The following is a 19,861-nucleotide window of genomic DNA, read 5'->3' as shown; positions in this document are numbered from 1 at the left end:
GGGTCTCCCTTTTTTTATCCGTCGAAAATACTTATTTCACATCAACCGTGATTTTCTTCGACACGATGCTTGGCTTGAACGGCACGTGTACCTGGTTGCCCAGCACCAATTGCAGGGTGTGCTTGCCGGGTGGCAGGGTCACCTGGGTTTCGGTCTGTGCCTTGCCGAAATGGATATGGTTGGCATCGGCCGGGATAGGCGCGTTTTCGGCTGGCAACTGGTCGACGTCAATCAGCAGGTGGTGGTGGCCTGCGTGAGGGGTCGCCTCGGTAATAGGCGCCAGAGGCATACCTTCGATGCCGAATTTGACGGTGAACGTTTGATCAACGGTTGCACCGTCTTTAGGTTCAACGATGAAAACCTTGGCGCCTTTAGGAGCCGGCTCCGATTCCAGGCCAGCCGCTGTGGCCATGACCGAAGCGCCCATCAACACAGAAGCCAACGCAACACGAGACAGTAGAGCTTTCATTTTTTTCTCCGGTTTTTTGCAAAATTCTTCGGCGCCGGACAACTTTGAGCCAATCTGTTGTCCAACGCCGCAACTGACCAACATAAAGCAAAGCGCACGCTCGATGCGAATCGCTTGCAACACATTCAAAGGAGTGTCCATGCGTTTCCTGCCAGGCCTGATGCTTTTACTGCCATTGGCGAGCCCTTTTGCTCAAGCCGAACTGATCGACGACGTGAACGACCGAGGTGAACTGCGCATCGCCCTTGAAGCTGACATGGCTCCATTCAGCTTCAAGCAGGACGGACGCTTGACCGGCTTTGACGTGGAGTTGGGCGAGCTGCTGGCTCAGGAACTGGATGTGCATCCCTCCATTCTGGTCACTGACAGCAATGACCTGCTGCCGGGCGTTGAGAGCGGCAAATACGATGTCGCCATCAACCACATCGCTTTGACTCCCGAACTTCAAGATCGTTTCGACTTCAGCGAGCCTTACAGCCACATACAAGCGCAGACGATAGCTCGACAAGAACCGCCGCGCTCACCCAACAGCCTTGCCACGTTGCAGGGCCAGACATTAGGCGTAGTTCAGGGCAACACGTTTGTCGACCGCGGGCCATTGGTAACCGTAGCGCAGAAAGCGCCGGTCACGGATGAGGAAGTTGCCTTGGCCATTCCCTTCCAGAAAGGCAACCCGGCGTTCCAGGCCAGCCTGGACAAGGCACTGCAGCGGATCAAGGCCGATGGCCGGTTGGAGGCCTTGTCCCAGAAGTGGTTCGGGATGGGTGCAAAACAACCCTGAATACCCACTGTGGGAGCGGGCTTGCTCGCGATGGGATCGAATCGGTAATTCAGGCATACCGAGTCAACTGCATCGCGAGCAAGCCCGCTCCCACCCAATACTCAGGGTGTGCGAATCGCCTTAACATCCCCGGCCTTCACTTCACCCGCCTTGTTGCCCCAACTGGTGCGGATGAAATTGACCACATCGGCCACTTCCTGATCCGACAAGCGCCAGTCGAAAGCAGGCATGGTGAAGGTCGACGGCGCCGTATGCGTCGCAGGCAACGTCCCACCCTTAAGTACGATATGGATCAGCGACGTCGGGTCGTCCGACTGCAACACCGGATTGCCCGCCAGAGCAGGGAACACTCGGGTGTAGCCGTGACCGTCAGTGCGATGGCAAGCCGCGCAGTTATCGATATACACCGCAGCACCGCGCTTGCTGTCGTCACCGTTCCACAGGGCATCCGCGACAGCGGGATCGTACTGATGGGGCGCGTCTGCTGGATCAACCGCAGGCAACGACTTCAAGTAACGAGCGATAGCGGTGAGATCAGCCTCGGACATGTACTGCATGCTGTGTACGATCACATCACTCATGCCGCCAAACACAGCACTGCGATCACTGCGCCCGGTCTTGAGGAACTGCACCAGTTGCTCTTCGCTCCAACTGCCCAGACCGTCCTTGTGATCGCCTCGCAGGTTCTTCGCTATCCAGCCTTCCAGCGGTGCGCTACCTGACAGGAATGCCGGGCTGTCACTTGCACTCAGGGCCTTCTCCTGCATGGTCAATGCCCGTGGCGTGTGGCATGCGCCGCAGTGCCCAAGGCCTTCCACCAAATACGCACCGCGATTGAGCACGGCGTCCTGCCCGGCTTGCGGCTTGAAGTCTTCAACCGCTGGCGCAAACAGCCAGCGCCATATCGCCAACGGCCAGCGCATGCTCAGCGGCCACGGAATATCAGCCTCCTGATTCGCTTGCTCGACAGGTTTTACGCCTTTCATAAAGTAGGCATACAACGCCTGCATATCGGCCTCGTTGACCCGCGCATAGGACGGATACGGCATGGCCGGATACAAGGTGCTGCCATTTTGCGCGACACCGTGGCGCACGGCCTTGTCGAAATCTTCAAAGCTGTAGCTGCCAATGCCGCTTTTACCCGGCGTGATATTGGTCGAATAAATCGTACCGATCGGGGTTTCCATCGCCAGGCCACCGGCGAACGGCTTGCCGTCCTTGGCGGTGTGGCACGCCACGCAGTCACCGGCGCGAGCCAGGTATTCACCTTGCTTGACCAACGCTTGCGGATCACTGTCAGCGGCAACCGCCGAGAAGCTGACGAAGAGTGTCAGGGTCGCGATAACAAATGCTTTCATGGTCATCGCTCCTTATGCCTGAACCAGTGGGCCGGGGTTTTTCAGGTATTGCTCGCGGATCGCCCGGGCCGACCAATAAGTCAACGCTGCAACCAGACCTGTCGGGTTGTATCCCAAACCTTGTGGGAAGGCAGATGCACCCGGCACAAACACGTTATGCACGTCCCAGCTCTGCAGGTAACGGTTCAGAGCACTGGTTTTAGGATCGGTGCCCATGATCGCGCCACCGTTCAGGTGAGTGGTCTGATAGGACGCCGTATTGAAGTGGTCACCGACCTGTTTGCCGATACGGGCAATGGCTTTTGGGTTCATCGCTTCGGCGATCTTGCCCATTTTCTCCATCATGAAACGGTTCATTTTGATGTCGTTTTCTTGCCAGTCGAACGTCATGCGCAGCAGCGGTTGACCAAAGGAATCGCGATACACCGGATCCAGATCGAGGTAATTGCTACGGTAGGACTGATGCGCACCGTGGGCATCCATTGACACCTGGTGGGTGTAGTAATCGGCAGTAGCACGCTTCCAGGCGCTGCCCCAGGTCGGGGTACCCGGCGGGTTGGACGTGCCCGCAATCGGCCGGCTGCCAGCCTGGTTGACCCACATCGGCGAACCGCCGACAAAGCCGTGCGGCCCGTGATCGAAGTTATCCGCGTTGAAGTCATCGATGGCCACGCCATTGCCGCCAGCGCCGATGAAGTTGTTGGTGTGTACGTCTTTATCGAAGTACGCCTTGATGGTGGCCATGTTCTGGTAGGCGAAGTTTCTGCCCACCACGCCTTCACCGGTTTTCGGGTCATAAGGCTTGCCAATTCCCGACAACAGCATCAAACGCACGTTATGCAACTGGAACGCGCCCAGGATCACCAGGTCCGCAGGTTGCTCGATCTCGCGGCCCAGTGCATCGATGTAGGTCACGCCGGTGGCTTTGCTCTTGGTGCTGTCCAGGTTGACCCGAATGACATGGGCATCAGGGCGCAGCTCAAAGTTAGGCAGCGGCTTGAGCGCTGGCAAAATGTTTACGTTGGGCGATGCCTTTGAGTACATGTAGCAGACATAACCACTGCAAAAACCGCAGAAATTGCACGGCCCCATCTGCGCGCCATAGGGGTTGGTGTACGGCCCCGAGGTGTTGGCCGACGGCAAGTTGTAAGGCTTGTAGCCCACTTCATTGGCCGCTTTCTGAAACAGTTGAGCGGAGTAGGTGTTCTTTTGCGACACCAGCGGGAAGTGATCGGAGCGATCCGGGGCATAAGGGTTGCCGCCCTTGCCTTCGCCGACCAGCTTGCCATTGACGGTCCAGGCCTGGCCCGACGTTCCGAAGACTTTTTCGGCATAGTCGAAGAACGGCTCCAGTTCTTCATAGCTGACGCCGAAGTCCTGGATGGTCATGTCCTTGGGAATAAAGTTTTTGCCGTAGCGTTCTTCGTAATGACTGCGCATGCGCAGTTCCATCGGGTCGACCCGAAAGTGCACACCCGACCAGTGCAAACCCGCGCCGCCCACGCCGTTGCCAGGCAAAAACGCGCCCAGCTGGCGATTGGGCAAGGCCACGTCATTGACGCTATGGCGGATGGTGACGGTTTCTTTGGAGACGTCCTGAAACAGCTTTTTACGTACGCTGTAGGTGAGTTCGTCGATCACCTGTGGATAGTTACCATCCGGGTAGGTGTCCTGCATTGGGCCACGTTCTAGGGCCACAACATTCAGACCAGCTTCGGTCAGTTCTTTGGCCATGATCGCGCCGGTCCAGCCGAAACCGACGATAACTGCATCAACTTTTTTCATAACGGTCGACATGCTCAAGCCCTCTCGCCGCGGATGGAAACTGCCGGGAAGGGGTACTGCTCGTTGCGTTCAACCCAATCCATGAAATCAGCGCGCGCGCCGGGGAAGCCGATCATGGTCCAGCCGACCATGCCTTTGTTGCCACCGTGAATAGGGTCGCAAAAAAAGCCTTCCTTGGTGTTTTGCAGCAAAAAACTGAAAAACATCTTGGCCGGGACGCTCTCGAATTTAGGCGTACCGGCCTCCAGTTGTTTGAGCACTTCGTCTCGGGTAGCGCTGTCTAGCCCAGCAAATGTTGAGTTATAGGCTTTTTTGCAGAGCTCCTCCGTGGCAGCGATGCCCAGGCGATAGATCTGTTTTGGCACCAGTTTGCTCTGCCAGCCCATCTCGGGCGGCGCGTCGGCATTGAACGGACCTTGCATGAACCACAGCGCACCACTGGCGTAAGGCGTGTTCATCTGGCGGTCGATATATTCCGGCACACCGGCTTCAAGAGCGCCGGGACCTTGCTCGTCTGCAGGGATCAGGCGTGCGACCGCGGCGTTTACGAACGCCCACTCCTCAGCCGTGAAGTAGGTCGGCTCATACGCTTTGCCAGGGCTCGAAGGGCGCTGTGCAGGTTCAGGCGCTGCGACCGCAGGCGTGGCCATCATCACCGTGCTACCAAGGCCGGTGCTGGCAACAGTGACCACTGGAATCAGGGTCAGGGTTTTGCGCAAAAACTCACGCCGGGGGTTGTCTTGCTCAGACATGCGGGGCACCTCATCAGGCAGTCACGGATTACAGCCGCTCATGGGCAGCTTTTCGTTTTGGCAGCGATACGGGTCGGTGTAGACCGAAGGAAAACAACACGCATGCAAAATTTGGTTACAAATACTAACAGGCCGGGCGCGCTGATGAATCGTTTCATGCGTAATTTTGCCGCACCTGCCGCCAGGGGTGTGTTCTCACGAATTTTTTACACAGGGCTCACACGGTTTTGATCAGGATTGACTCAATCTGCCGCCACCTCCTGATAACCCCTGTTGAAGTGGTCAAATTGACATGCCCAAAGCCCGGCTTTTTCCCGCCCTGTGCCTGACATGGCTGGCAGCGTTAGCATTGCCTCAGGCGCAGGCCGAAGAAACAACTCGGGTTCGCCCGGCGCAATGGGCTCAACCTGTTGACGCGCAGTACAACCTCTATCAAATGTCCCCGACCCTTTACCGCAGCGCCTTGCCTGACAGCGATGCACAGCCGCTGCTGGCAAAGTTGCAGATCGCAACCGTGGTCAATTTCCTGCCTGAAGCCGATGCCTCCTGGCTCAAGAACCCCGATGTAGCACAGGTCCAGTTGCCTTATCGCACCAACCATGTGGATGACACCGATGTGCTGGCCGCATTGCGTGCCATTCAGACGGCACAAACCAAAGGTCCGGTGCTGATGCACTGCAAACACGGCGTGGACCGCACAGGTTTGATGGCAGCGATGTACCGCGTGGTGGTGCAGGACTGGAGCAAAGAAGATGCATTGAAGGAAATGACCGAGGGCGGCTTTGGCCAGAACTCGCATTTCAAGGATGGCGCGAGCTACATGATGAAAGCTGATATCGCGCAATTGCGCGCAGCCTTGAGCAGCGGCGCGTGCAGCACCAGCCCCTTTGCCGTCTGTGCAGTGAAGGGCTGGCTCAAATCCAGTTGATTACTGGCGTACAGCCCACTGCTCCAGAGCTGCCTTACGCTGTTTCGGTGGCAGTTGGGCGAGTGTTTCTACCTCTTGATAAAACCGCGGCCAATTGCCCCCTACGGATTCAAACAACGCGGCAAAGGCTGGCACCCATTGGTCATACAGCCCGAAAGGCAGCAGTTTGGCGTTATTCATCGGCGAATTGACCCACCCATCGAAGCGCGGATTACCGCCCCATTGCTGATCACGTAACTGACGGTACTCCCCGCGCATTCGCGCAAATTCAGCCCCTTTGCGCTGACGCATTTCATCGGCAGGCAAAGGCTGCGCGTAAAGTTCTTGCAGGCGTTGGCGGGTATTGAGCACCAACGCGATAAATTGCTTGCGCTGCTGCAAGCCTTTGTCGCGGCTGGGCGAAAGCCCCTGATGGGCGCGCCATTGGCGGGTGCCTTCCTGTTCAACGAAGCTGGCGAAAGACTCATTGAACTCGCTGTCGTCCTTCACATAAAAACGCTGATGCGCCAGCTCATGAAAAATCAGGGTCGCCAGGCGCTCATTGCCCCAAGTGAGCATGCTGTTGAGAATAGGGTCATCGAACCAGCCCAATGTCGAGTAGGCCTCAACCCCGCCGACAAACACGTCCTTGCCGTCCTGACGCTGGAGGGCCGCTTCCCCTCGCGCCGCCCCCTGACTGTAATAACCACGGTAGGCCACGCACCCGGCAATCGGGAAGCAATGGGTAATGGGGTTGAGGGAAAACTCCGGTGTGACAAACACGTTCCACACCACGTATGGCCGTTTGAGGTCGGCGTACAGGCGATAGCTCTGGTTGTCCGGCAGGTGCAAGTGCTGGCTGGCAAAGGTGCGTGCGGCCTGGGCTTTAACCAATTGCTCACGCAATGCCGCCGGGCGCTGGGGGTCGGCAATGACCTCGGTTACCGGTTCGCGGGCCTGCAATAACCGCCATTGCCCACCCGCCAGTTGCGAGTAATACGACGCACTGGAACAGCCATTGATCAGCGGTATGAGGGCTAGAGCAAGCAGGCAGCGAACACGCGGCGTCATAAAGCGATCCCGGCGGCAAAGTGACAATAGTGTGGGAGCGGGCTTGCTCGCGATACAGGCAGCACAACCTTTCAGGCAAACCGCATCGATGCCACCGCGGGCAAGCCCGGTTCCCACAGAGGGCTGAGCAGCGAAGCGGCATTGCGCGCTATGCTTATGTAACAAATTTTCTGGAAATCATCATGCGCACTTTTTTGCTTGTGTTGACCGCTTGCCTGCTGAGCGCTTGCGCCAGCACGCCACTACCTTCGGCTGACCCGAAAATGGCCTGGATTGACCTTGAAACCCAAACCGGCAAGCTGGTGATGGCCGAGCGTCTGGATAACCGGCGCATGACCGACGGTCGCTACTTTCAAGTCACGCCGGGCAGTCACGAACTGATGGTGCGCTTCGATTTCGAGGTGTTTGTAGGGGGGATGGGCATGTTCAGCGACCCGCAGGAGCGGCTGTGCTACGTCACCTTGAATTACGACAACTTCCAGCCCGGTCAGCGTTACCGGTTGCAAGCCCGCTCGCTGGGCTTCAACGCCTACGCCCGACTGTACAACGCAGCGGGCAAGGTGGTCGCCGAAGAGCGGCTGGTCAATTGCTTACCGTGAGGCCTGGCGGTCGTTGTTCTGATAGATAATTTTTTTGCTGCCGTACTCGCACGAGCCGACCACCATGTTCTCGTCATGGACCTCTTCGTTGGTCACGATTTCAAGCGTATAGGACGACACGTTATTGGCCTGGATCTTGGCTTCAATTTCGGCTTTCAGTTCTTCACACGGCTTGGGGGCCGCCAAAGCCGAGGTAGCCATGGCGCAGCAAATAACCGCTAGAGCAAAACGTTTCATGATGAGACTCCTTGAGGCAGAACGCTAAGTCATGATCTGACGCGAGCAGTGATCATTCGATCACATCTGGCGCAGCGCAAGACTGATCTGTCGCAGCCGAGTACCAACTGTCCGGACCAATGCAGCCCCGCTTATGGCAAGCGGGGCGCACGCAGTCGTCAGCTCACCAGTGTGGCATCCAGAGTGATTTTTGCGTTCAGCACTTTGGACACCGGGCAGCCTTCTTTGGCCTTGGTGGTCAGTTCGTCGAATTGCGCCTGGGTTGCGCCGGGCACTTTGGCCTTGAGCACCAGATGCACTGCCGTAATTGCAAAGCCGCCATCCACCTGGTCCAGCGTCACTTCAGCCGTGGTGTCGATGCTGTCGGCCTTGAGACCGGCATCACCGAGGATCATCGACAGTGCCATCGAGAAACAGCCTGCATGGGCTGCGCCAATAAGCTCTTCGGGGTTAGTGCCCTTGCCGCCTTCAAACCGCGCCTTGAAACCATACGGCGCTTCGCGCAGTACCCCGGTTTCAGTGGAAATAGAACCGATACCGGTTTTAAGGTCGCCTGCCCAATGAGCCGATGCTTTCTTTTTGATACTCATGCGTGCCTCCTGAAGAACGGCGCGAAGGTTTCACGCCATGGTTAAGGTTGTGAGGGTAGTCGGCTCCACAAAGTTCATCTTGTCGGACCAGTCGTCTTTTTTAGTCACTCAATTCCCGGTTTGCCATTGAATCTCGGGTATATGCCCATATTGCTTAATCACTGGCGGGCCAAGCGAGCGCTTGGACCTGCACCCCACCTGGAGTAGCCGGCTGATGAAACGATTGTCTGACATCAAATTCTCGACCCTCGACCTGGTGCCTGTGCGCGAAAATGGCAGCGCCGCTCAGTCGTTGCGCAATTCGCTGGATCTTGCACAGCACGTAGAAAAGTTTGGCTATAACCGCTTTTGGGTAGCCGAGCACCACAACATGGACGGTATCGCCAGTTCGGCAACCTCTGTGTTGATCGGTTATCTGGCTGGCGGCACCTCGACCATTCGCGTGGGTTCAGGCGGGATCATGCTGCCCAACCATGCGCCGCTGGTGATCGCCGAGCAGTTCGGCACCCTCGAAAGTCTGTATCCGGGACGCATTGATCTGGGCCTTGGCCGTGCGCCGGGCTCAGATCAGATGACCGCCCGCGCCCTGCGCCGCGAGCGTTCAGGCAGTGCCGATGAGTTCCCGCAGGATGTGGCCGAGCTGATGCGCTACCTTGGCCCCCGCACCCCGGATCAACGGATCATCGCCATGCCGGGCACGGGCACCAACGTTCCGGTCTGGCTGCTGGGCTCAAGCTTGTTCAGTGCGCAACTGGCCGGTGAGCTTGGTTTGCCTTACGCCTTTGCCTCACATTTCGCACCGCGTTTGATGCATGAAGCGATTCGCGTCTATCGCAATCACTTCACACCCTCCGCGACCCTCGACAAGCCGTACGTGATGCTCGGCATCCCGCTGGTCGCGGCGGATACCGATGAGCAGGCCGAGTATCTGGCCACCTCCGTACAGCAGCGAATTCTGGCGTTGATGCGTGGGCAAAGCCTGGTACAGCGCCCACCGGTGGAGACAATGGACGGATTGTGGCTGCCCCACGAAAAAGAGGCGGTGATGAGCTTCCTGGGCCTGGCGATGGTCGGCGGCCCGCAGAAAATCAAGGCTCAGTTGGATGTGCTGGTCGAGCAGACCCAGGCCGATGAACTGATCTTTACCTGTGATTTGTATGAACACGCAGACCGCATTCACTCATATGAATTGCTGTCGCAGGTGATGAAAGGGGCGTAAGGCAAAAAACAACTGTGGGAGCGAGCCCGCTCGCGATGGCATCGACGCGGTTCAATTGAAACACCGCGCCGTCTGGCATCGCGAGCGGGCTCGCTCCCACAGGTATTGCATCACAGGGTATTAGCCGCGTTTGTAGATGATTTCCTTGGTGCCGCCTTCGCAGGTACCCACCACTTTGCCGTCAGCCGAAGTGCCTTTATCCACAGCAGTCAGCGAATAATGCGTGGCGCCATTAGCCTCAATTTTCGCCGCGATTTCGCTTTTCAGCTCTTCGCACGGCTTGCCCGCTGCGAACGCTGTTCCTGCCAGACTCAGCAAACCTACAGCCAATAAAATCTTTTTCATCGGTGACATTCCCCGGTCAAAACGAAAAGGGTGCAACGCAGCATGTGCCGTGCTGCACCCAGACGGTGTAGCCGAGTTTATGGCAAACGGCCAGCCAGTAAGTTCAAAACGCCATCACCTTTTCAGCTACTGGCTATCCGAAAACCGACCTTGAGCGTCACCTGATAGTGCGCAACCTTGCCGTCCTTGATGTGCCCACGCGTATCGATCACTTCGAACCATTCCAAGTGTTTGATGCTTTTGTTGGCCTCGGCCAGTGCATTACTGATGGCGTCTTCTATGCTGCTCGGGGACGAGCCTACCAGTTCAACTTTCTTGTAGGTGTGATGGTCAGACATAACGTTCTCCTTTGTCGTAGATCAAAGCCTAGCAGCGATTGTGCTAAATACTTTGTAGGCAAATTGAACGGAAAAGTTCAGGCCAACTGCACTTTCTGAAATCTCTGTAGTCGGACTTAACAAGCACCTCACTCATCAATGCAGGAGAGCCCTAATGGCTAGCAATTCCCTACGTAAAGCCTCATTGCAAAGCATGGAAGCAGAGATCGAGAGCCTGCTCAAGTCTCTGGAAGGCCTCAAGCACGATGCTTCCGAGGAGTCCCAAAAGACCCTGAAAGTGCTCAAGAACAACGCCGAGAATGCACTCAAGCATTCGCGTCACCTGCTCAGCGACGCCTACGAAGAAGTGAAGGACAAGACTCGCGAAACCGCTATCGCTACCCGTGAGTACGCCCAGGAACATCCGTATGCCACTGCTGGCGTTGCTATCGGAGCGCTGGGCCTGCTGGCGGCCTTCCTGATGAGCAAGCGCGGTAACTAATCTGCGCTGCGCGCAAGCTCAGCCTTGAGCCATTGCGCCAGTTGCCGGGCGCGCCCGTCTGCGGCGCGCTTGGGCAGCCATAACGTCAGCTGCGCCGGGGTTTCGTTGAAGCCCCAGGGCGCAGCCAGGCGTCCTGCCTGCAGGTCTTGCGCCACCAACGGCTCGGGAGCAATTGCCACACCCAGCCCCGCAACGGCGGCTTCAAGCAAGTAGTACAAGTGTTCAAATCCCTGCCCGTAGTTCAAATCCCTTGCCTCGATTGCATTTTGTTGAGCCCAGCTTGGCCATGCCTGTCGCCGCGAAGTGGTATGCAGCAACGCTTCGTCGAGCAGGACGCTGGCCGGGGCATCACACAGTTGCGCGTAACGGGCATAACGCGGGCTGACCACCGGGCCAATGCGCTCGCTGGCCAACTCATATACCTGCATGTCGGCGGGCCATGGCGGCTCGGCAAATACCAGCAAGGCGTCTAGCCCGGGGCGACGAGGGTCGAGATCACCTTCACCGGCAGACAAGTGCAAGCGTAAGTCCGGTAAATCGGCGTTCAACCGACCCAGACGCGGAATAAACCAGCGCGCCAGCAAACTGCCTGAGCAGCCGAGGACGAAAGGGGCATTAACCTGGCTTTGCGTGAGTTCTGCGCACAGATTACGTAAACGATCGAAGGCTTCGCTGCTGGCATCCCGCAGCCGAATTCCGGCTTCAGTGAGCTTGAGGCCTCGTCCTTCCTTCACAAACAGGCTCACCCCCAGATGCTCTTCAAGGACTTTTAGCTGTCGACTGACGGCGCCGTGAGTGACGTTCAACTGCTCAGCTGCCTGGCTGACACTGCTCAGGCGTGCGGCGGCTTCGAATGCACGCAGGGCATTGAGGGGCGGGAGATCTCGACTCATGATATCTGTGAGTTTTCCTGACAGGTTGTGGCGATCTTATCGGTTTTCATCCCGGGCTGTCGCGGGTAAAGTCTGGCCCATCGACCTTCGTAACTTTTTATCTGGAGCGTCACATGACTCAATCCACTTTACGTACCGGCCCAGACGCCAATGGCATGTTTGGCTCATTCGGCGGCCGTTACGTAGCCGAGACCCTGATGCCGCTGATCCTTGAACTGGATCGCGAGTACGAGCTGGCAAAAAAAGACCCTGAGTTCATCAAGGAACTGGCCTATTTCCAGCGTGACTACGTGGGCCGTCCAAGCCCGCTGTACTACGCCGAGCGGCTCACCGAGTTCTGTGGCGGCGCCAAGATTTACCTCAAGCGCGAAGAGTTGAACCACACCGGCGCGCACAAGATCAACAACTGCATCGGCCAGATCCTGCTGGCGCGACGCATGGGTAAAAAACGCATCATCGCCGAGACCGGTGCCGGGATGCACGGTGTGGCCACCGCGACCGTGGCGGCCCGCTTTGGTCTGCAATGCGTGATCTACATGGGTACCACCGACATCGAGCGCCAAGAAGCGAACGTGTTCCGCATGAAACTGCTGGGCGCTGAAGTGATCCCGGTAGTAGCGGGTACCGGCACCCTGAAAGACGCCATGAACGAAGCCCTGCGCGACTGGGTGACCAACGTCGACGACACCTTCTACCTGATCGGCACCGTGGCTGGCCCACACCCGTATCCGGCGATGGTGCGTGACTTCCAGGCCGTGATCGGCAAGGAAACCCGCGACCAGATGCTCGCCCAGGAAGGCCGCCTGCCGGACAGCCTGGTCGCGTGCATCGGTGGCGGCTCCAACGCGATGGGCCTGTTCCACCCGTTTCTGGATGACACCAGCGTCGACATCATCGGCGTGGAAGCCGCGGGTCACGGCATCGAAACCGGCAAGCACGCGGCAAGCCTCAACGGCGGTGAACCGGGCGTACTGCACGGCAACCGCACGTTCCTGCTGCAGGATGACGATGGCCAGATCATCGACGCCCACTCCATTTCTGCCGGCCTCGACTACCCTGGCATCGGCCCTGAGCACGCCTGGTTGCACGACATCCGTCGCGTCGAATACACCTCGGTGACCGACGACGAAGCCCTCGATGCGTTCCACAAGTGCTGCCGCCTTGAAGGCATCATCCCGGCCCTTGAAAGTGCCCACGCCCTGGCAGAAGTATTCAAGCGCGCACCGACTCTGCCGGCCGATCACCTGATGGTGGTCAACCTTTCGGGTCGAGGCGACAAGGACATGCAAACCGTGATGCACCACATGAAACAGTCTCAACAGGAGCAGCACTGATGAGCCGCCTGCAAACGCGCTTTACCGAACTCAAGGAACAAAACCGCGCGGCCCTGGTGACCTTTGTCACCGCAGGTGACCCGGACTACGCCACCTCGCTGGCGATCCTCAAGGGTTTGCCTGCTGCAGGCGCCGACGTGATCGAACTGGGCATGCCCTTCACCGACCCGATGGCCGATGGCCCGGCGATTCAGCTGGCCAATATTCGCGCACTGGGTGCCAAGCAAAATCTGGCAAAAACCCTGCAAATGGTTCGCGAGTTCCGTGAAGGCAACAGCGATACCCCGCTGGTGCTGATGGGTTACTACAACCCGATCCACCACTACGGCGTGCCAACGTTTATTGCCGACGCTGTCGCTGCCGGCGTTGACGGCCTGATCGTGGTCGACATGCCACCCGAGCACAACAGTGAGCTGTGCGACCCTGCGCAGGCGGCAGGCATCGACTTTATCCGCCTGACCACGCCGACCACTGACGACGGGCGCTTGCCGACCGTGTTGGCTGGCAGCTCGGGCTTTGTGTACTACGTATCCGTAGCAGGCGTGACCGGCGCCGGTTCAGCCACCACTGAACAGGTAAGTGCGGCCATCGAGCGTCTGCGTCGCCATACCGACCTGCCGATCAGCGTGGGCTTTGGCATTCGCACCCCGGAACAAGCAGCGGCGATTGCACGGCTGGCAGATGGCGTAGTGGTCGGCTCGGCATTGATCGACAAGATCGAAAATGCAGCGACCCCTGAACAGGCGGTGGATGGTGTGTTGAGTTTGTGCGCGGCGCTGGCAGAAGGCGTGCGTACCGCCCGCTAGATCAAGAGCGCCCTCACCCTCACCCTGACCCTCTCCCTCTCCCTCTCCCTCTCCCTCTCCTTCGGGAGAGGGCTGGGATGAGGGGCAAGGTGTCACCCGATCTTACTTCTGCGTGCCGTCATCATGCAGCAAGTTGGCCTGGGTCAGGTTGCTGCCCGCCGGTACGCTGCGAGTCAGCCAGACGTTGCCGCCAATGGTTGAACCCTGGCCAATGGTGATACGCCCCAAAATCGTTGCGCCCGCGTAGATCACCACATCATCCTCAACGATCGGGTGGCGAGGGTGACCTTTTTGCAGTTGCCCTGACTCATCCGCCGGGAAACGCTTGGCCCCAAGGGTCACTGCCTGATAGATCCGCACACGTTCACCGATGATCGCGGTTTCTCCGATCACAACGCCTGTCCCATGATCAATAAAGAAGCTTGGCCCGATCTGCGCGCCAGGATGGATATCAATGCCGGTGGCGGAGTGCGCAATTTCTGCGCTGATGCGCGCCAGCAAAGGCAAGCCTGCGCGATAAAGGTGATGCGCCAGCCGGTGATGAATCACCGCCAGAATCCCCGGATAGCACAACAGCACTTCATCCACACTGCGGGCCGCCGGATCGCCGTGGTACGCGGCCAGTACGTCAGTATCGAGAATCGTGCGCAGGCCTGGCAGGGCCAGGGCAAAGTCCTGAATCAGCAAGGTCGCGGTAGCATCCACGCCCTCATCGGGCAGACCGCCCTGGCGGGCCGCGTAACGCAACTCCAGCCGGGCTTGGGTCAGCAGGGCGTTGAGCGCGACATCCAGCGTGTGGCCGACGTAGAAGTCTTCACTCTCCTCACGCAGGTCAACCGGGCCCAGACGCATGGGGAACAACGCACCACACAAGGCCTCGAGAATATCGGCCATCGCGGCACGCGACGGCAGCTCGCGGCCACCTTGCTCACCACTGACCCGCCCGTTTTGCGTGCGCCACTGATTTCGCGCCGCGCGCAGTTGGCAGACGATGGCCTGCAATTGCCAAGGATTGGAACGATCACTCACGATGAATACTCCGCACGCTGGCGGCTGGATCGACCAGCCGCGAATTGGCAATGATTTTACGGTATCAAAGAGTTTCGCAGTGGAGCAAATGACCGCTTAACGTCGACGCCATGCCCGCCAGCTCACCGCTACGATAATCAGCAAGGCCAGCACGCCCAGAATGGCCATGCTCAAGCTGTGATAACCGAAGAGCGGCTTTTCGATGCGGATATAGCCGGGCTCGGCAAACAACTCGCGCAGTGCCGCATTGGCCTGCTCAAGGCTGATGGTCTTAAGCTGCTTGGCCGGATCAGCGAAATGCCCCTCCTCGTAGTCACCCAGCGAAGCCCAGTAGTAATCGGCCAGCGCGCTGTTACCTTGCACCGCCCACGCCTGGCGGGCAATGGCGGCGTTCTTGAGCCGGGCAAACACCTGCGGGTCCAGCCCGTCCTTGAGAAGCCGGGCCTTCAGTTGTTCAATCACCTGCCGGGCTTGAGGCACATTTTCGCGCTCCAGGTCCGCATTCAGGCTTAGAAAGCTCACGCCGCCAAACACTTCGCGCTCCGCCCAGGGGCCGTAAGACAACCCGTGCTTGAGCCGCAGTTCGCTGTACAGGGCCCACTCCAGATAATCGCGCAGCAAGCTCCAGGTTTCATCGGACTGCCCCTCGATCACCGGCTCCGGCAACAGCCAGTGCAAGGTCGCCGTGTCACCCACCACCCCGCGCACCAGCTCACGCTCGGCGTCGGCCTTGGCATCGATCGCGGCCAAGGGCCTGTGCTCACTGGGCTCAACCGGTTCAAGGGCGCCGTACGTACGCTCCAGATAGGCCGGCAACAACCGGTCCAGGTCGCCCACGATAATCAGCGACATGTTGTTGGGCGCGTACCAATTCTGGCGAACGGCCTCTAACTGTTGACGCGTAAGGTCATGCACTTCAGCCCGCTCTGCGCATTTAAGCCCCAACTCGACCGCCAATTGATTACTGGCACTGTGGCCAAGATCCTGGCGGTCCAGCCAACGCTGCAAGTGCGAGTAATGGCCGCCGTCTTCACGCTCAACCACTTGCTTGGCATCGCTGATGCGTTGCTCGGTAAGTTGCGTACGGGTCAGCAAGCCCAACAGCAGGTCAAGGATTTTGCGCTGATTTTTAGCCGGGGCCTCGATCACAAAGGTGGTGTCGGCGTGGCTGGTAAAGGCGTTCCATTCGCCCCCCAACGCCTGCATGCGCTCCTCCAGACCGCCCTCACCGGTGTCATCGATGCCGCTGAAAAGCAGATGCTCCAGCAGGTGCGGTAACTGCTGGTCGGCGCATGAAAAGTCATCCAGCCCCACACCTACCACCAGCCGAATCGACACGTGCCCGCGATCATTACCGGGCTTGAGGATGAGTTGCAGACCATTGGGGAGTTGGTAACCCTCGACACTGTTACGATCAAGGGCAAAGCCCTGAGTCGCGCCGAGCAGTAAACAGATGAACAGCAGGCAGCGCATAAAAAATCCCTGAATTCTCGAGTCCTTGAGCCGGTGCAGCTTAGTCTCTGCTTACCGGCTGACAACACCCCGGCAGGTAACGTTCAAGGAAAATGTTGCGTATCCGCTGCGTTATCCAGCTCCAGCGCGCCGGTTTCAGAGGTTTCAAGAACCACGTAGGCACTGCCGCAAAACAGTGAGTTCAAGCGTTTCATGTCCGCGATCAACTCCAGGTGCATGGAGCTGGTCTCAATGCTTTGCGTGACCTTGCGCTGCAAACGGCTTACGTGAGCGTGGGCCAGGCGCCGCTCCTGGGCGCGAAAGCGGCGCTTCTCGCGCAGCAGTTGGCGGGCGCTTTGCGGGTCTGAACTCAGAAACACGGTCAGCCCGAGTCGCAGGTTATCGATCAGCTGACTTTGCAGGACCACCAACTCCTCCAGCCCGGTCTCTGAAAACGATCGACGCTGGGAGGTTTTCTGCTGCTGGACTTTGCGCAGCATGCGTTCGATCACATCGCTGGCGAGTTTGAGGTTGATCGCCAGTTCGATGATTTCTGCCCAGCGTCGGCTGTCCTGTTCGCTCAAGTCTTCCCGAGGCATTTGTGCCAGATAGAGTTTGACCGCGCTGTAGAGCACTTCGACTTCATCGCTCAGCGTGCGCATTTCTTGGGTGACAGCGGTCTGCTTGCCGCGCAAAACGTCGAGCATATTGACCAACATGGTGTCGATCAGGTCGCCAATACGCAGGGTTTCCCGCACGGCGTTGGCGAGGGCCAGGCTCGGTGTGTCGAGCGCTGCCGGGTCCAGATGGCGCGGCTTGGCCACGCCGTTGGTTTGCTCTCGTTCGGGCAATAGCCAGGCGCAGATGCGCGCCATCAGGCCCACCGTCGGTAGCATCAAAAAGCAACGGGCAGTGTTGTAGAGCAGGTGGAAACCGATCACCAGTTCCTGGGCGCTATAGCTCAGGCTGTCCATCCAGGCCACCAGCGGATCGAGCACGGGCATGATCAGCAACAGGCCAATGAGTTTGTAGAGCAGGCTGCCCAACGCCACCTGACGCCCGGCGGCGTTTTGCATGTTGGTACTGAGAAAGGCCAGCACGCCGCTACCAATGTTGGCCCCAATCACCAGACCGATTGCCACGTGCAGACTGATCACGCCCGCACCGGCCAGTGTTGCGGTCAGCAGTACCGCCGCCAGGCTTGAGTAGGAGACCATCGCGAACAGAGCGCCGACCAGGGCATCCAGCAGAATATCGCCGGTCAGCGAGGCAAAGATCACCTTCACGCCCTGGGCGTGAGTAATGGGGGTTGCGGCTTCGACGATCAGTTGCAGCGCCAGAATAATCAGGCCCAAGCCAATTGCGACCCGACCCAGTTGTCCGGCGCGGGTTTGCTTGCGCGTCAGAAAGAAAATCACACCCAGAAAAATCAGCAGGGGTGACAACCACGAGAGGTCAAAGGTCAGCACCCGGGCCATCAAGGCCGTACCGACATCGGCGCCGAGCATGGTTGCCAGCGCAGGGGTGAGTGCCATCAGCCCCTGGCCGACGAATGAAGTGACCAGCATGGCCGTAGCGTTGCTGCTCTGCACCATGGCTGTGACCACGATCCCGGCGACGAAAGCAAACATGCGCCTGGAGGCGTTTTGCCCGATGACATGACGCAGGTTGGTACCGAAGACCCGCAAAATGCCGGTTCGAACGATGTGAGTGCCCCAGATCAACAAGGCAACAGCGGAAAGCAGATTGAGCAGGGTCAGCATGCTGGCTCCCTGTAATAGATGTGTCTAAGGATCAGATAGCTGCGGGCCGTTCCTACAGATGTTTCTTAAGATGTAGTCGGCAATTGAGCAGAGCGCCAGCATCGCATAGCTGGCGGAGGGTTGAAACACTTGCGGACGATGGTGGCATTGTGGGAGCCGGCTTGCTCGCGATGGCTTCGACACGGTTTAACTCAAACACCGCGTCGTTTGCATCGCGAGCAAGCCCGCTCCCACACCGGAGGGGGTTAAAGCGTGCTGAACAGCGGGAATGTCCCCAACAGCAGCGCCGCAACCATGATGCATAGGCATACCAGAATGGCCCACCTGAGGGTGAAGCGCTGGTGATCGCCGAACTCGATACCGGCCAACGCCACCAGCAAGTAAGTCGATGGCACCAATGGGCTCAGCAAATGCACAGGCTGACCAACAATCGAAGCGCGGGCCATTTCGGCGGCAGTGATGCCGTAGTGGCTGGCGGCTTCAGCCAGTACTGGCAGTACGCCGTAGTAGAACGCATCGTTGGACATGAAGAAGGTAAACGGCATGCTCACCAGCGCGGTAATCACGGCCAGATAAGGGCCCATCGCAGGAGGGATAACCGCCAGCAGGCTTTTGGACATGGCGTCGACCATGCCGGTGCCCGACAGGATGCCGGTGAAAATACCCGCTGCAAAAATCAGCCCGACCACTGCCAGTACGCTGCCAGCATGCGCCGCAACGCGGTCTTTTTGCTGTTGCAGGCAAGGGTAGTTAACGATCATCGCGATGCTGAACGCCACCATGAACAGTACGGGCAATGGCAGCAAACCGGCGATCAGGGCGACCATCAGCGCCAGGGTCAGCGCACCGTTGAACCAGATCAGTTTTGGCCGACGGGCATCCGGGAATTGCGAGACGCTGATTTCGCTGTGGTCGATTTCATCGCCGTGCAGGTGCAGCTCACCCAGACGCGCACGTTCACGCTTGCCGTAGAACCACGCGATGGCAAGGATTGCCAGGCAGCCTGCGAGCATGGCCGGGATCATGGGTACAAAGATGTCCGACGGGTCGACGTGCAGTGCACTGGCCGCCCGGGCGGTCGGGCCACCCCAGGGCGTCATGTTCATCACGCCACCGGCCAGAATAATCAGGCCGGCCATGATCCGCGGGCTCATGCCAATGCGGCTGTAGAGCGGCAACATGGCGGCCACGCAAATCATGTAAGTGGTCGCGCCGTCACCATCCAGAGAGACCACCAGGGCCAGCACCGCAGTGCCCACCGAGATCTTGAGCGGGTCGCCCTTGACCAGCTTGAGGATCTTGCGCACTGCCGGGTCGAACAGGCCGGAGTCGATCATCAGGGCAAAGTAGAGGATGGCGAACATCAGCATCACCCCGGTCGGGGCTAGCTTGGTGATGCCTTCGAGCATCATGGGGCCGATCTTCGGCGCAAAACCGCCGAACAACGCGAAGATGATGGGTACCAGAATCAGGGCAATCAGTGCGGATAGACGCTTGGTCATGATCAAGTACATAAATGTAATGACCATGGCAAAGCCAAGGAAGGTCAGCATGGAAGTCACCATTATTGTTGTAGTAGGGCGCTGCCAGCGTGTTGTTCGCGTGGCAGGCCAGCCGGTCTTATGCCGGTGATGACTCGATGCTAGAGGGGA

Annotated in this window: 21 protein-coding genes; 7 read left to right on the top strand and 14 right to left on the bottom strand. The window is 58.6% G+C overall.

Translation table 11 applies throughout. The features are described 5' to 3' along the window. Window positions 1-31: 31 nt before the first annotated feature. Window positions 32-469 (bottom strand): DUF4399 domain-containing protein, encoded by a 438-nt coding sequence (locus tag RGV06_RS14930; protein ID WP_037032682.1) that lies wholly within the window; start codon window positions 467-469, stop codon window positions 32-34. A gap of 139 nt (window positions 470-608) precedes the next feature. On the opposite strand from RGV06_RS14930, the gene RGV06_RS14925 reads away from it, so the two are divergent. Further along, window positions 609-1,250: a transporter substrate-binding domain-containing protein gene (locus RGV06_RS14925; protein WP_019828301.1), complete on the top strand. Its 642-nt coding sequence runs from the start codon at window positions 609-611 to the stop codon at window positions 1,248-1,250. 101 nt (window positions 1,251-1,351) lie between these two features. Here the strand turns inward: RGV06_RS14925 and RGV06_RS14920 are convergent, their stop codons facing one another. From RGV06_RS14920 to RGV06_RS14910, 3 genes are read right to left on the bottom strand one after another with little or no spacing between them, the layout of a single operon-like run. Beyond that, complete coding sequence (locus RGV06_RS14920) at window positions 1,352-2,608, bottom strand: cytochrome c (RefSeq protein ID WP_322150348.1); 1,257 nt, start codon at window positions 2,606-2,608, stop codon at window positions 1,352-1,354. Window positions 2,609-2,620: 12 nt separating this feature from the next. Then, window positions 2,621-4,405, bottom strand: coding sequence for a GMC family oxidoreductase (locus RGV06_RS14915; RefSeq protein WP_046808814.1), 1,785 nt, complete (start codon window positions 4,403-4,405; stop codon window positions 2,621-2,623). Between the two features lie 2 nt (window positions 4,406-4,407). Then, window positions 4,408-5,145 (bottom strand): gluconate 2-dehydrogenase subunit 3 family protein, encoded by a 738-nt coding sequence (locus tag RGV06_RS14910; protein WP_048352560.1) that lies wholly within the window; start codon window positions 5,143-5,145, stop codon window positions 4,408-4,410. Between the two features lie 292 nt (window positions 5,146-5,437). On the opposite strand from RGV06_RS14910, the gene RGV06_RS14905 reads away from it, so the two are divergent. Continuing rightward, window positions 5,438-6,073: a dual specificity protein phosphatase family protein gene (locus RGV06_RS14905; RefSeq protein ID WP_322150345.1), complete on the top strand. Its 636-nt coding sequence runs from the start codon at window positions 5,438-5,440 to the stop codon at window positions 6,071-6,073. Here RGV06_RS14905 and RGV06_RS14900 read toward each other — a convergent pair whose 3' ends face one another. Then, complete coding sequence (locus tag RGV06_RS14900) at window positions 6,074-7,123, bottom strand: aminopeptidase (protein ID WP_322150343.1); 1,050 nt, start codon at window positions 7,121-7,123, stop codon at window positions 6,074-6,076. A gap of 182 nt (window positions 7,124-7,305) precedes the next feature. Here RGV06_RS14900 and RGV06_RS14895 point away from each other — a divergent pair, with 182 nt between their 5' ends. After that, window positions 7,306-7,722 (top strand): hypothetical protein, encoded by a 417-nt coding sequence (locus tag RGV06_RS14895; RefSeq protein WP_019828307.1) that lies wholly within the window; start codon window positions 7,306-7,308, stop codon window positions 7,720-7,722. On the opposite strand, the gene RGV06_RS14890 is transcribed toward RGV06_RS14895, so the two are convergent. Together RGV06_RS14890 and RGV06_RS14885 are read right to left on the bottom strand one after the other, a co-directional pair. Then, window positions 7,714-7,959, bottom strand: a complete 246-nt coding sequence (locus RGV06_RS14890; RefSeq protein WP_019828308.1) for a DUF1161 domain-containing protein — start codon at window positions 7,957-7,959, stop codon at window positions 7,714-7,716. The genes RGV06_RS14895 and RGV06_RS14890 overlap by 9 nt on opposite strands. A gap of 158 nt (window positions 7,960-8,117) precedes the next feature. Then, complete coding sequence (locus RGV06_RS14885) at window positions 8,118-8,549, bottom strand: OsmC family protein (RefSeq protein WP_094999634.1); 432 nt, start codon at window positions 8,547-8,549, stop codon at window positions 8,118-8,120. 214 nt (window positions 8,550-8,763) lie between these two features. Here RGV06_RS14885 and RGV06_RS14880 point away from each other — a divergent pair, with 214 nt between their 5' ends. Beyond that, the gene (locus RGV06_RS14880) at window positions 8,764-9,768 is read left to right on the top strand and encodes an LLM class flavin-dependent oxidoreductase (protein ID WP_019828310.1); all 1,005 of its coding nucleotides are present in this window, start codon (window positions 8,764-8,766) and stop codon (window positions 9,766-9,768) included. A gap of 120 nt (window positions 9,769-9,888) precedes the next feature. On the opposite strand, the gene RGV06_RS14875 is transcribed toward RGV06_RS14880, so the two are convergent. Both RGV06_RS14875 and RGV06_RS14870 read right to left on the bottom strand, forming a co-directional pair. Beyond that, on the bottom strand, window positions 9,889-10,113 hold the full coding sequence (locus RGV06_RS14875; RefSeq protein WP_019828311.1) for a DUF1161 domain-containing protein: 225 nt from the start codon (window positions 10,111-10,113) through the stop codon (window positions 9,889-9,891). 122 nt (window positions 10,114-10,235) lie between these two features. Further along, the gene (locus RGV06_RS14870; RefSeq protein ID WP_019828312.1) at window positions 10,236-10,451 is read right to left on the bottom strand and encodes a dodecin; all 216 of its coding nucleotides are present in this window, start codon (window positions 10,449-10,451) and stop codon (window positions 10,236-10,238) included. 154 nt (window positions 10,452-10,605) lie between these two features. Here RGV06_RS14870 and RGV06_RS14865 point away from each other — a divergent pair, with 154 nt between their 5' ends. Further along, complete coding sequence (locus RGV06_RS14865; RefSeq protein WP_322150340.1) at window positions 10,606-10,932, top strand: DUF883 family protein; 327 nt, start codon at window positions 10,606-10,608, stop codon at window positions 10,930-10,932. Here the strand turns inward: RGV06_RS14865 and RGV06_RS14860 are convergent. Then, the gene (locus RGV06_RS14860; RefSeq protein ID WP_322150338.1) at window positions 10,929-11,825 is read right to left on the bottom strand and encodes a LysR family transcriptional regulator; all 897 of its coding nucleotides are present in this window, start codon (window positions 11,823-11,825) and stop codon (window positions 10,929-10,931) included. The two genes, RGV06_RS14865 and RGV06_RS14860, sit on opposite strands and share 4 nt — an antisense overlap. Before the next feature lie 113 nt (window positions 11,826-11,938). Here RGV06_RS14860 and trpB point away from each other — a divergent pair, with 113 nt between their 5' ends. Together trpB and trpA are read left to right on the top strand one after the other, a co-directional pair. Then, window positions 11,939-13,159, top strand: coding sequence for a tryptophan synthase subunit beta (gene trpB, locus RGV06_RS14855; protein ID WP_322150336.1), 1,221 nt, complete (start codon window positions 11,939-11,941; stop codon window positions 13,157-13,159). Continuing rightward, window positions 13,159-13,965 carry a tryptophan synthase subunit alpha gene (gene trpA, locus RGV06_RS14850; RefSeq protein ID WP_019828316.1) on the top strand — a complete coding sequence of 269 codons (807 nt, stop codon included), beginning with the start codon at window positions 13,159-13,161 and terminating at the stop codon, window positions 13,963-13,965. The genes trpB and trpA overlap by 1 nt, the downstream gene beginning before the upstream one ends. A 102-nt stretch (window positions 13,966-14,067) precedes the next feature. Here trpA and epsC read toward each other — a convergent pair whose 3' ends face one another. From epsC to RGV06_RS14830, 4 genes are all read right to left on the bottom strand, one after another. Continuing rightward, on the bottom strand, window positions 14,068-14,994 hold the full coding sequence (gene epsC / locus RGV06_RS14845) for a serine O-acetyltransferase EpsC (protein WP_019828317.1): 927 nt from the start codon (window positions 14,992-14,994) through the stop codon (window positions 14,068-14,070). 96 nt (window positions 14,995-15,090) lie between these two features. Then, the gene (locus RGV06_RS14840) at window positions 15,091-16,467 is read right to left on the bottom strand and encodes a M16 family metallopeptidase (RefSeq protein WP_019828318.1); all 1,377 of its coding nucleotides are present in this window, start codon (window positions 16,465-16,467) and stop codon (window positions 15,091-15,093) included. A gap of 83 nt (window positions 16,468-16,550) precedes the next feature. Further along, window positions 16,551-18,209 (bottom strand): Na/Pi cotransporter family protein, encoded by a 1,659-nt coding sequence (locus tag RGV06_RS14835; RefSeq protein WP_019828319.1) that lies wholly within the window; start codon window positions 18,207-18,209, stop codon window positions 16,551-16,553. A gap of 245 nt (window positions 18,210-18,454) precedes the next feature. Further along, on the bottom strand, window positions 18,455-19,762 hold the full coding sequence (locus tag RGV06_RS14830; protein WP_019828320.1) for a CitMHS family transporter: 1,308 nt from the start codon (window positions 19,760-19,762) through the stop codon (window positions 18,455-18,457). Window positions 19,763-19,861 lie beyond the last annotated feature (99 nt).

The organism is Pseudomonas sp. CCI3.1 (assembly GCF_034313985.1).
Lineage (GTDB): Bacteria > Pseudomonadota > Gammaproteobacteria > Pseudomonadales > Pseudomonadaceae > Aquipseudomonas > Aquipseudomonas psychrophila.
The sequence above is the reverse complement of the archived record's forward strand: the minus strand, read 5'-3'. Positions and strand labels throughout refer to the sequence as shown.